Raw genomic sequence first — 11,483 nt, 5'->3', positions numbered from 1 at the left:
CATCAATCGAGAGATGCAGAGTTGAATAGGGCTCCCAAAGTGAATAAAAAAGACCATTCCGCCTAGGCGGAATGGTCTTTTTTATTCACTTTGGGAGCCCTATTCAACTCTGCATCTCTCGATTGATGACTTCCAACGCTTCCTTGGCATTCGCAGATTCAGCGATTGTTTGGATAGTTAGGCCGCTATCGGTTTTAATTCGTAGGTCAGCCCCGTGCGCTATCAATAATTTTAAGATTTCCACCTTATTGTAACGGGCCGCGTAAATAGCCGGGGTCATCCCCATCGATTTTCGATTGACTTCCTCTCCCAAGGAAATCAATTTTTGCACTACTTCGATATCCCCTTGCACAATGGCCTTGCAAAATGGATTGATCTGCACTTTTTCCACGACGGTGTAATTACCATGTAAAGATGCAAGTTGATGTTGATGGTTGGCCGTAGCCGATGTGCAGAAAAGCATAAATACCCCCGCAGCGATTAATACTGTTTTCTTCATGATGATTGTTTTTTGCACCGGATGAAATCCAGTACTGATTGATGAATAATTTATAGTATACTATAAATATAGACTTCGCTTCAAGCATAATGTTTCAACTTTAACTGTTAAATAACTAAATTTTAACATCCGCCCTACGACTATAAAAATGTGCACAATTCGCTTTGAAAGTTAAAAAAAGGCCCTTGCAGAACTAGTTATACTAATCGTAACACCTTACTTTTGTAGCACGAAATAAACACATCATGAACAAAAAAGTAATCTTAATGATTTTGGATGGTTGGGGCAAATCCCCCGACCCTAAAGTTTCAGCAATTGACAATGCAAATACACCCTTTGTAGATTCCTTATATACGAAATACCCCAATGCTAATTTGCGTACCGATGGTATGAACGTGGGTCTCCCAGAGGGCCAAATGGGCAACAGTGAGGTGGGACATATGAACCTTGGGGCCGGGAGGATCGTTTATCAAGACCTGGCCAAAATAAATCTTGCCGTAAAGGAAAATACCTTAAAGGACGAAGCTGTCTTAAAACAAGCTTTTGAATATGCGAAAACGAACCATAAGGATGTTCATTTCTTGGGCTTGGTCAGTAATGGCGGTGTGCATAGCCATACCGATCATTTAAAAGGATTGATCAAAGCGGGGCAGGATTCCGGTGTTTCCAACATGTATATTCACGCCTTCACCGATGGTAGGGATGTAGACCCTAAAAGTGGTAAGGGGTTTCTGGAAGACCTAACCCAATTCTGCTCGGATAAACATGCCAAATTGGCCACCGTGATTGGCAGGTACTATGCCATGGACAGGGACAAACGATGGGATCGTGTTAAAAAAGCCTATGATGTGATGGTCAATAACGTGGGGAAAAAATCTAAGGATATTGCCCAGTCCCTACAAGAAAGCTATGATAAGAACATAACCGATGAGTTCATCGACCCCATTGTGATGACCGATGGTGATGGGAACGCTTTGGCACATATCAAGGAAGATGATGTCGTGATCTTCTTCAATTTTAGAACAGATCGTGGAAGGGAGTTGACCCAGGTATTGAGTCAAGTAGATATGCATGAATTGAACCTGCATAAGTTGAACCTCTATTATGTGACCTTAACGAATTACGACGATTCATACAACAATGTGCATGTGGTATACGATAAGGAAAATATTAAGGAAACCTTAGGCGAAGTACTTTCGAAAAATGGCAAAAAACAGATTCGAATTGCAGAGACCGAGAAATATCCGCATGTAACTTTCTTTTTCAATGGGGGTAGGGAAATACCTTTTGATGGGGAACATCGTCTTTTATGTCCTTCCCCAAAAGTAGCCACCTATGATTTGAAACCTGAAATGAGTGCCTATGAAATAAGGGATGCCATTATTCCTGAATTGAAAAAAGGAGAGGTCGATTTTGTTTGCCTCAACTTTGCCAATCCTGATATGGTCGGCCATACGGGTGATATGAACGCCGCGATAAAAGCGTGTGAAACTGTAGATAGTTGTGCTAAATCGGTGGTCACGACAGGGTTGGAAAATGGGTATACGACCATTCTCATTGCCGATCATGGTAATTGTGAGACCATGATCAACCCTGACGGTTCGCCCAACACGGCCCATACCACCAATCCAGTGCCTTTGATTCTTATCGATAATGATATCAAAGCGATTAAAGATGGGGTTTTAGGTGATATCGCTCCGACAATCCTGAAATTAATGGGGGTACCCCAACCTGCATTGATGACGCAAAAACCTTTGGTTTAACGACAAGGTAGATTGTTTTATCTTTGCTGCTTATGATAAAAGTAAAAACACCGGAAGAAATAGAACTAATGCGCGAAAGCGCATTGGTCGTTTCTAAAACCTTGGGCATGTTGGCCGCTGAAATAAAACCAGGGGTCAATGCCCTTTTTTTAGATAAGTTGGCCGAGGATTTTATTCGGGAACAGGGAGCCGAACCCGGGTTTTTGGGCATGTACGATTTCCCCAATACCCTGAACATGAGTCCCAATGCCCAAGTGGTCCATGGCATACCTACAAAAGAACCCCTTAAGGACGGGGACATTATATCAGTGGATTGTGGTGCGTTAAAAAATGGCTTTTATGGGGATCACGCCTACACCTTTGAAGTAGGTGAGGTAGCCCCTGAAACCCGAGAATTATTGAACGTGACCAAAGAATCACTTTATTTGGGAATACGCGAATTCAAAGCTGGCAACCGTGTAGGTGATGTGGCCTATGCCATTCAGAATTATTGCGAAAATCACGGTTATGGGGTTGTCCGCGAATTGGTTGGCCATGGCTTGGGACGCAAATTACATGAAAGTCCAGAAATGCCCAATTATGGAAAACGCGGCCGGGGCAAGAAATTCATGGAGGGCCTTGTGGTCGCCATCGAGCCGATGATCAATATGGGAACCAAAAACATAAAACAACTTAATGACGGTTGGACGATCTTGACCGCCGATGGAAAGCCAAGTGCACATTTTGAGCACAATGTGGCCATCGTGAACGGTAAACCTGAACTATTGTCCACATTTCAATATGTCTATAAGGCCTTGGGAATCGAAAGTGACGAAGAGGATGAGTTTCGGCAAAAGAAACTATTTTTATAGGTGGAAAACGGAAGCTAATTCAAAAACATTCGATTTTGACTAAAATTGAGGTGGGAATTCATAGCTGTTTAATTAAAAATACGAGGGACACGAATTACATCAGTTTTCACCGATGATTAACATATGGGCGATTTAAAATACAAAGATGAGTCATATTATATCATAGGATTATGTATGGATGTTCATAACGAATTGGGGAAGGGATTTAGTGAAATTGTATATGGTGATGCCTTGGAATTGGAATTGAAATCGCACAGTGTACCCTATAGCAGGGAAGTTAGGTTTACTATTGATTACAAGGGGGAAATTTTGTCTCATCAATATATTGCTGATTTCGTCATTGAAGATAAAATCATAGTTGGAATCAAAGCCATCGAAAAATTAGCCAAGACACATATTAAACAGACCTTGAACTATTTAGCTGCATCCAAATTAAGACTAGGTCTATTGATTAATTTTGGTGAGGATAGTTTATCCTACAAAAGAGTAGTCCTTTAAGTTTGCTCAATATAATTCGTGAAAATTAGTGTAATTCGTGTCCAAAATATTCAAGTACATTCTAAACACCATTCCTAGACCTTTACTTATAAAAGTAAGTTATTGGGTTCGGCCTGTGATGGCCTTGTGGCTAAGGGGAAACAAATATACCGACCCTATTGATGGGAAACGGTTCAGGGCTTTTTTGCCTTACGGATACGAAAATCCTAGGGAAAATGTGCTCTCCCCCGCTACCCTTTCCTTAGAACGACATCGATTATTATGGTTGTTTCTTCAACGGGAAACGGATTTTTTCAGTTCAAAATTAAAAGTATTGCATTTTGCCCCAGAACAGGCTTTTTATAAAAGATTCAGAAACCTTTCGAACCTGGATTATACCACCACCGATTTAAACTCACCCTTGGCCGATGTTGAAGCGGACATCTGCAATTTGCCTTTTGACGACAATACCTTTGATGTGATACTCTGCAACCATGTCTTGGAGCATATCCCCGATGACCATAAGGCTATGCAGGAATTGTTTCGTGTTCTTACACCCGGTGGATGGGGTGTTTTTCAAATTCCGCAAGACCTGAACCGGGAACGGACCTTTGAGGATGATAGTATTACCGACCGTAAGGAACGCGCCAAAATATTCGGGCAATACGACCATGTTCGTATTTATGGCAGGGATTATTTTGATAAACTTCGAAATGTCGGTTTTGAAGTGGAGGAAGTACATTTCACCAAGCACCTTAGCCGGGAAGAATTGGATAGGTACAGATTGGCCGTCAACGAAGTCATTCCCTTCGTTCGAAAGCCCTAGTCCGCCACCAGCTTTTGAAAACCTGGGGTCATGTATTCCTTGGTCTGCCCATCATCATCCAAATAAATCACATAGGCTTGCAATTCATTCTGTGCTGCCAATATATCCTTGCATCGTTCCAAGTCCATCGCCATGAAAGCAGTAGCATAGGCATCGGCTATGGCACATGAACTGGCCAGTACCGTAACGCCTAACGTACTTGCATTTTTGGTGTATCCGGTTTTCGGGTCAATGGTATGCACATATTTTTTACCGGTAATCGAGTCTATCCTGAACTTGCGGTAGTTTCCCGATGAGGCCAAGGCCATATCCTTTAGATGGATCAAGATCTTTAACCTTCTCCCCGCTTCGACCTGGGGGTCATCGATACCAACCACCCATGGTTTCTGTTTTATTTGGTTCATTCCCTTCCCCACCAATTCGCCACCCACTTCAAGCAGGTAATCATCAATTCCTTTTTGATCCATCATTTTGGCCAATCGGTCTATGGCATATCCTTTGGCTATGGCATTGAAATCCAAATAGGTATTCGGGAATTGCTTTTGAATGAGGTTTTCAGGGGTTATATCCACCTTGTCAAGCCCCACCCATTGCATAAGACTATCTACTGCTGTACTATCCATATTGACTTTTTTGCCCGGACCAAATCCCCACGCATTGACCATAATACCCACTGTTGGGTCAAAATAACCATCGGTTTTGGCATATATTTCCTTGGAAAGTGTAAATACCTCGCGAAACATATGGTCAACGGTAACATCCTCACCTTCATTGATTCTTGAAATATCGGAAGTAGGAATGTAGGTTGACAAAGATCGGTTCACCACATGGAAGACCGAATCGATTTCCTGTTGAAAATCCAGTTCTCGATCCGCCAAATAAATTATACTGTAGGATGTCCCCAAAGCACCTCCTACGTTTGTATTCTTGACATATTTATCAGGGGCTTTGACACAAGACAGTATGGCCAACGCAAGTAGTACCAATACCCATTTTTTGATTAAGATCTTCGATTTGGTTGCAGGGTAACAAGTACCATATGTAAAACGGTCAATATTATTCAATCTCAATAAGTCCCTCATAATCGACAATATATTCCTCATTTAAGTATACGGGTAAATTTCGATCGGCCGCATTGTAGAGTCCAACGCCCGCATAGTATATTTTTCCTTCATGACTTCGAGCATGGTCTTTCATCTTATCCATTAAATCAAGATCGTACTTTTTCGGGTCTTGGGGATAGACCACATTACGCACCACGATAAAATGTAATTCTTTGTTTTTTAAACACACGAATTGCGGATTTTTCTTGGGTTTACTGTTTACCCCCATAAATTCATACCCCTCCGCCTCAAGCAATCGTCCAACGATATTCATCGCCAAATTATGCAATTCCTGTTCGCTTAGTGGTTTCAATGGGTTTATTTTATGCGTTTTAACTCTTGTTATTGATCCTCTACATCAATTCAGGGTCAAAAAAAACCGATAGGGAGGTATCGGTTTTTTTAAATCATTTAATTCTCGTATGCTATCTAGCAAGATGAGCACAAGGAGTTTATCCTCCGAAATCATCAAAGCGGATATGCTCATCAGGGATCCCAAAATCCTCGCCCATTTTCTGCACGGCCTTGTTCATTAATGGAGGTCCACAGAAATACAACTCTATATCCTCTGGGGATTCGTGTTTGCTCAAGTAATTATCGATGACACAATTGTGTATAAAACCAACAAAACCATCCCCTGGGGCATCTATATCAGCCTTAACCTTCCAATTGTCCTCTTTCATGGGTTCAGAAAGTGCCAAATAGAACTTGAAATTGGGGAATTCCTTCTCCAATCGATAAAAATGATCTAAATAGAACAATTCCCTTTTTGAACGTCCACCATACCAGTAGGAAACTTTTCGCTTCGTTTTCAAGGTTTTGAACAGATGGTACAAATGCGAACGCATAGGGGCCATACCGGCACCACCACCTACATACAACATTTCAGAATCGGACTCATTTATGAAGAACTCCCCATAAGGGCCGGAAATAATCACCTTATCCCCTGGTTTTTGTGCGAAAATAAAAGATGATGCAACGCCGGGGTTTACACTCATCCAACCATTTTTGGATCGATCCCATGGGGGCGTGGCGATACGGACATTCAACATAATCTCCCTACCTTCAGCCGGATAAGAAGCCATGGAATAGGCCCTTTCGACCGTTTCTGGATTTTTCATCACCAAGGGCCATAGATTGAATTTATCCCATTCGGCCTGAAATTTATCAGGGGTCTCATGCTCTTCAGGGTGTGCCGTAATGTCAATATCCGAATATTTGATTTCACAGGGCGGAATCTCAATCTGAATGTACCCGCCTGCTTTATAATTCATATCCTCCGGAATCTCGACAACGAATTCCTTGATGAACGAGGCTACATTGTAATTACGTACAACGGTCCCTTCCCATTTCTTGATACCGAAAACTTCTTCAGGAATGGTAATTTCCATATCCTGCTTTACTTTTACCTGACAGGCCAACCGAGCCCCTTCATTCAATTCCCTTTTAGAGAAATGGGGGGTTTCTGTTGGTAGTGCTTCCCCTCCTCCTGAAAGTACGTGGCACTCGCATTGAATGCAGGTACCCCCACCACCGCATGCGGAAGGAAGGAATATCTTTTGGTTTCCTAAGGTGGACAATAAGGATCCACCCGAGCCCACTTCGATTTTCTTTTCACCATTAATGGTGATGGTAACCGGTCCCGAGGGTGAAAGTTTTTCCTTTGCAAATAATAAGAGGGCAACCAAAGCCAATAATAGAATAAGGAACGATACTACTGTAATTAAAATTGTTCCACCTGTACTTGTAGCTAAAATCATTTCTACTTGTTTATAGCGTCATTATATGAGATCTCTTTTTCATCGATCTCCTTTTTTTTGTCTTCTTTTTTCTCTATCTGTTCGATTTTCGCAGCTGTGGTTTTTTCGGCATCAGCAGCCTCTTCCTCGCCACCACCGGTCAACATACCACCAAAACTTTGAAAGCCGATGCCCATTAACCCGGTAATGATAAAGGTAATACCAAGGCCTCTCAAAGGTGCCGGTACATTTGAATATCGAATCTTTTCACGTATTGCCGCAATCGCCAAAATGGCCAGAAACCATCCAATTCCTGAGCTGACCCCATAATTAAAGGCCAAGCCCAATGTAGCGATCTCTCTGGATTGCATAAATAATGACCCGCCAAGAATTGCACAGTTTACCGCAATCAAGGGTAAGAATATACCGAGGGAATTATAAAGCGCGGGAGAAAATTTTTCAACAACGATCTCTACCAACTGCACCATGGTCGCAATAGTGGCAATAAAAAGGATAAAGGATAAAAAACTAAGGTTGTAATCGGCATATTCAGGTCCCAACCAAGCCAAAGCCCCGTCACGAAGCAAATATTGGTCGAGCAACCAATTCAAGGGTACGGTCACTGCTAAAACGAAGATAACGGCCGCTCCTAAACCTACGGCAGTCGCCACTTTCTTTGATACCGCCAAATAGGAACACATTCCCAAAAATACCGCAAACACCATATTATCTATAAATATGGACTTAAAAAATAATTCTATATGTTCTAACATAATACTATTTTTAAATGACTACTAGTTGTCCTCTATTAATGCTTTGTTCCTAGATCGTTGTACCCAGATAACAATGCCTACAACAATCAATGCCGCGGGAGGTATGATCATGAATCCGTTGTTTTCATAACCTGTTGAATATAATCCCGTTTTAGCAATTGGATTTCCTAAAACCGGGAACCCAAATAAAGTACCTGAGCCCAAAAGCTCCCTGAAGAAGCCTACAATTATTAATATAACGCCATATCCGAGCGAATTACCAATGCCGTCTAAAAAGGACCGCCAAGGGCCATTAGCGAGAGCAAAGGCCTCGAAACGCCCCATGATAATACAGTTGGTTATAATCAAACCTACAAACACTGAAAGGGTTTTACTTAATTCGTAAGCAAAGGCCTTAAGCACTTGATCCACAATAATCACCAAGGTCGCCACAACGATAAGCTGTACAATGATCCTGATTTTAGAAGGGATGATATTCCGCATCAAGGAAATGACCACATTACCAATACCCAATACAAAGAGTACGGATATGGCCATTACGACCGAAGCTTTTAACTCCGCAGTAATAGCCAATGCCGAACATATACCCAATACCTGAATGGTAATGGGGTTGTTATCGGCCAGTGGGTCAATGATTAAATTCGCATCTTTTTTTGAAAGTAGTGCCATATTATTTAACTCTAATCGTTTCTAAATAGTCCTTATAAAGATTCACGCTTTCGCTGATCATTGCGGAAACCCCATTTCCGGTAATGGTGGCTCCGGCTAAGGCGTCGACCTCATTATCGTCCTTTATATTGTTCAGGGGATCGTTATTACCCTTCGCCACTGTAATTCCCGAGTACTTTGTTCCGTCCAAAATAGATTCCCCCGTGAAATCATCCATAAAATAACGTTGTTTGATATTCGCGCCAAGACCTGGCGTTTCGGCAGCATGATCAAAATAGACCCCTTGGACCACCATTTCTTCATCCAAGGCAACAAAACCCCAAATGGCATCCCAAAGTCCTTTACCCCTCATGGGAATGATATAGAATGTTTTTCCATCCTTATCACCAATGAACAAAGGCAATTTTCTGGTTTCCCCATTTTTTGCCGCTGTAGCCTGTTTTTTAAGGTCGATCAAATAAGCCTGGTCATCCTTGGTGATCTTATCCCCTTCTATGACCAACTGTTCCTTGATGAATTTTGAAAATTCACCTGCAACCTGATTGGTGGGTATAAAATTCACACTCCCTTCCCCTTCATTCTCATTGACTCCCATGGCATAAAGAATGTTCTGCTGTTTTTCCAATCTTTCGTTTTCTTTGATCTTGCCACTCAAAGAAGAGGCTACAAAGGCTAAAATCGTACCCACGACGGCCACCATTAAGGCCGCAAAAATTATGGTGTAACTGTTCTTTTCTGTATTGATTGCCATGATTAAACTGTTTCTGCTTTTAATTCTTCTGCTTTGCTATCGGAATCCTTTGGAAGAATGGTAGCATTCTTGAGTCGTTTCAAACGTTTTTTGATATTGGCCTTCACCACATAATGATCAATGGTCGGTGCAAATACGTTCATCAATAAAATTGCCAGGAAGACACCTTCTGGGTAGGCAGGATTGAATACCCGAATCATTACTGACATGAATCCTATCAAGAAACCATACACCCACTTGCCCCTATTGGTCTGGGATCCGGTAACGGGATCCGTGGCCATGTATACAATACCAAATGCCAAACCACCTACCAATAGGTGTTGCCAATATTCAAAGCTCATTAATCCATAAAAATTACTGGATTCGGTTATGATCCCCATATCAACGATTATATTGAAGATATAGCCCATAACCAAGGAACCGATGACGGCACTCAACATAATACGCCAACTTGCAATTTTACTGAACACCAAAAACAATCCTCCTAAAAGAATCAAAAAAGTTGAGGTCTCACCCACTGAACCAGGGATAAACCCAAAGAACATATCAGAAACAGAATAATTGAGCTCAGCTAGATTGTTTTGGGCCAAGGCACCCAATACGGTCTCACCTGATATAGCATCAGCAGTGCCGGCCCTTTCAACCGCTTCATACACCCAAACCTTATCCCCACTCATCCAGGTCGGATACGCGAAAAACAAAAAGGCCCTAATCGTCAAAGCAGGGTTTAAAATATTCATACCCGTTCCTCCAAAGACTTCCTTACCAATGATCACCCCGAAAATAACGGAAATGGTCAACATCCAAAGGGGCGTATCTATTGGAACGATCAAAGGCACCAACATACCGGTCACCAAATATCCTTCTTCAACTTCATGCCCTTTAATGATCGCAAAAATAAACTCAACACCCAGGCCTACGCCGTAAGACACTACGACCAAAGGCAATACCTTGATAATGCCGATCCAGAAGTTGTCCCATGTAAGAAAATTATCCCACAACGAAAGCTCCCTAGATACATTATTAGCCGCATCGATTGCCGCATAGTATTGATACCCGGCATTGAACATAGAAAAAAGTAAAACTGGTATCAAAGCCAGAATCACCATATTCATGGTTCGTTTTAAATCATCAGCCCCCCGAATATGGGCCCCTGTATGCGTCGTATCATCGGGTGTAAACAAGAAAGTATGGAATGCGGCGAATGCCGGAGCCATTTTCTTATCCCGAAAATGATGCTTAAGTATGTGCAGTCTTTTCTTAAAAGTCAATCTTTTATCACTCATCTTTTAGCCTATTTCTTTGTATAATAAATCCAATCCCTCACGTATGATCTTTTGGTGGGGTTGCTTCGAAATGCAAATGAATTCGGTCAATGAAAAATCCTCAGGAGATACTTCATACAAACCAAGCTGCTCCATTTCATCAAGATCCTTAACCATACATGCTTTTAATAGTTGCATGGGGAAAATATCCATCGGGAAGACCTCCTCATATTGTCCCGTCACCACAAATGCCCTATGTTCACCATTGGTATTTGTGTTTAAATCATATTTTTTATTGGGTTGTAACCATGAGAATGTCAAGGCCCTTGTAGTCGATATTTTATTGAAGACAGGTCGCGTCCACCCAAAGAATTCATAATCATCACCTTCAGGAATAACGGTAACCGTATTATTAAAGTACCCCAAATGCCCATCAGGCCTACTTTTGGCACCGGTCAATACATCCCCATTGATTACTCTGAAATCTTCACCCTTGACGCCGCTTCCATATAGGAAAGTTGCGATTTCTGCGCCGATTTTTGTTTTATAGTATTTAGGGGTCTTTACCGATGATCCGGCCAAAGCCACTATGCGCTCGGCATTGAATGTTCCGGTTAAAAGCAACTCACCGATGATCACAAGATCCTGGGGGGTTATCGTCCAAACCACTTCCCCTTTGTTAATGGGGTCGATCTTATTGATTTGGGTCCCAACAAGTCCTGCTGGGTGAGGCCCTGAAACTTTATGTAATTCTATACCGTTAAGTC

At 41.9% G+C, this 11,483-nt stretch carries 12 protein-coding genes and 1 pseudogene; 4 read left to right on the top strand and 9 right to left on the bottom strand.

What is annotated here, in order from left to right; translation table 11 throughout:
* Positions 1-103: 103 nt before the first annotated feature.
* The gene (locus WBM98_RS15550; RefSeq protein ID WP_424366942.1) at positions 104-499 is read right to left on the bottom strand and encodes an ankyrin repeat domain-containing protein; all 396 of its coding nucleotides are present in this window, start codon (positions 497-499) and stop codon (positions 104-106) included.
* Between the two features lie 245 nt (positions 500-744).
* On the opposite strand from WBM98_RS15550, the gene gpmI reads away from it, so the two are divergent.
* The 4 genes from gpmI (at position 745) to WBM98_RS15530 (ending at position 4,416) form a co-directional block, all read left to right on the top strand.
* Positions 745-2,262 (top strand): 2,3-bisphosphoglycerate-independent phosphoglycerate mutase, encoded by a 1,518-nt coding sequence (gene gpmI / locus WBM98_RS15545; RefSeq protein WP_424366941.1) that lies wholly within the window; start codon positions 745-747, stop codon positions 2,260-2,262.
* A 32-nt stretch (positions 2,263-2,294) separates the two neighbouring features.
* Positions 2,295-3,113 (top strand): type I methionyl aminopeptidase, encoded by an 819-nt coding sequence (gene map / locus WBM98_RS15540; RefSeq protein WP_424366940.1) that lies wholly within the window; start codon positions 2,295-2,297, stop codon positions 3,111-3,113.
* A gap of 123 nt (positions 3,114-3,236) precedes the next feature.
* Positions 3,237-3,611: a GxxExxY protein gene (locus WBM98_RS15535; protein ID WP_424366939.1), complete on the top strand. Its 375-nt coding sequence runs from the start codon at positions 3,237-3,239 to the stop codon at positions 3,609-3,611.
* 37 nt (positions 3,612-3,648) lie between these two features.
* Complete coding sequence (locus WBM98_RS15530; protein WP_424366938.1) at positions 3,649-4,416, top strand: class I SAM-dependent methyltransferase; 768 nt, start codon at positions 3,649-3,651, stop codon at positions 4,414-4,416.
* On the opposite strand, the gene WBM98_RS15525 is transcribed toward WBM98_RS15530, so the two are convergent.
* The 8 genes and pseudogenes from WBM98_RS15525 to WBM98_RS15490 all read right to left on the bottom strand — a co-directional run.
* Positions 4,413-5,498, bottom strand: coding sequence for an FAD:protein FMN transferase (locus WBM98_RS15525; RefSeq protein ID WP_424366937.1), 1,086 nt, complete (start codon positions 5,496-5,498; stop codon positions 4,413-4,415). The two genes, WBM98_RS15530 and WBM98_RS15525, sit on opposite strands and share 4 nt — an antisense overlap.
* Entirely contained in the window at positions 5,473-5,832 is a 360-nt protein-coding gene (locus WBM98_RS15520; RefSeq protein WP_424366936.1) for a Na(+)-translocating NADH-quinone reductase subunit F, read from the bottom strand. The genes WBM98_RS15525 and WBM98_RS15520 overlap by 26 nt, the downstream gene beginning before the upstream one ends.
* Before the next feature lie 139 nt (positions 5,833-5,971).
* Positions 5,972-7,279: an NADH:ubiquinone reductase (Na(+)-transporting) subunit F gene (nqrF, locus tag WBM98_RS15515; protein ID WP_424366935.1), complete on the bottom strand. Its 1,308-nt coding sequence runs from the start codon at positions 7,277-7,279 to the stop codon at positions 5,972-5,974.
* A 2-nt stretch (positions 7,280-7,281) separates the two neighbouring features.
* Positions 7,282-8,031 (bottom strand): NADH:ubiquinone reductase (Na(+)-transporting) subunit E, encoded by a 750-nt coding sequence (gene nqrE / locus WBM98_RS15510; RefSeq protein ID WP_424366934.1) that lies wholly within the window; start codon positions 8,029-8,031, stop codon positions 7,282-7,284.
* A 21-nt stretch (positions 8,032-8,052) separates the two neighbouring features.
* A complete protein-coding gene (locus WBM98_RS15505; RefSeq protein ID WP_424366933.1) occupies positions 8,053-8,700 on the bottom strand; it encodes an NADH:ubiquinone reductase (Na(+)-transporting) subunit D in 648 nt (215 codons plus the stop codon).
* A gap of 1 nt (position 8,701) precedes the next feature.
* Positions 8,702-9,451 carry a Na(+)-translocating NADH-quinone reductase subunit C gene (locus WBM98_RS15500; protein WP_424366932.1) on the bottom strand — a complete coding sequence of 250 codons (750 nt, stop codon included), beginning with the start codon at positions 9,449-9,451 and terminating at the stop codon, positions 8,702-8,704.
* A 2-nt stretch (positions 9,452-9,453) separates the two neighbouring features.
* Positions 9,454-10,737, bottom strand: a complete 1,284-nt coding sequence (locus WBM98_RS15495) for an NADH:ubiquinone reductase (Na(+)-transporting) subunit B (RefSeq protein WP_424366931.1) — start codon at positions 10,735-10,737, stop codon at positions 9,454-9,456.
* A gap of 3 nt (positions 10,738-10,740) precedes the next feature.
* A pseudogene (locus WBM98_RS15490) lies at positions 10,741-11,483 on the bottom strand (NADH:ubiquinone reductase (Na(+)-transporting) subunit A); the annotation flags it as partial.

The organism is Maribacter sp. (assembly GCF_049667165.1).
Classification (GTDB): domain Bacteria; phylum Bacteroidota; class Bacteroidia; order Flavobacteriales; family Flavobacteriaceae; genus Maribacter_A.
This window is presented reverse-complemented; position numbering and strand designations above follow the sequence as displayed.

Bases quoted from the DNA above. Each gene is read 5' to 3' on its own strand.
- gpmI (WP_424366941.1), top strand. From the start codon at position 745: ATGAACAAAAAAGTAATCTTAATGATTTTGGATGGTTGGGGCAAATCC.
- WBM98_RS15495 (WP_424366931.1), bottom strand. From the start codon at position 10,737: ATGAGTGATAAAAGATTGACTTTTAAGAAAAGACTGCACATACTTAAG.
- WBM98_RS15500 (WP_424366932.1), bottom strand. From the start codon at position 9,451: ATGGCAATCAATACAGAAAAGAACAGTTACACCATAATTTTTGCGGCC.
- nqrF (WP_424366935.1), bottom strand. From the start codon at position 7,279: ATGATTTTAGCTACAAGTACAGGTGGAACAATTTTAATTACAGTAGTA.
- WBM98_RS15525 (WP_424366937.1), bottom strand. From the start codon at position 5,498: ATGAGGGACTTATTGAGATTGAATAATATTGACCGTTTTACATATGGT.
- WBM98_RS15535 (WP_424366939.1), top strand. From the start codon at position 3,237: ATGGGCGATTTAAAATACAAAGATGAGTCATATTATATCATAGGATTA.
- map (WP_424366940.1), top strand. From the start codon at position 2,295: ATGATAAAAGTAAAAACACCGGAAGAAATAGAACTAATGCGCGAAAGC.
- WBM98_RS15550 (WP_424366942.1), bottom strand. From the start codon at position 499: ATGAAGAAAACAGTATTAATCGCTGCGGGGGTATTTATGCTTTTCTGC.
- nqrE (WP_424366934.1), bottom strand. From the start codon at position 8,031: ATGTTAGAACATATAGAATTATTTTTTAAGTCCATATTTATAGATAAT.
- WBM98_RS15505 (WP_424366933.1), bottom strand. From the start codon at position 8,700: ATGGCACTACTTTCAAAAAAAGATGCGAATTTAATCATTGACCCACTG.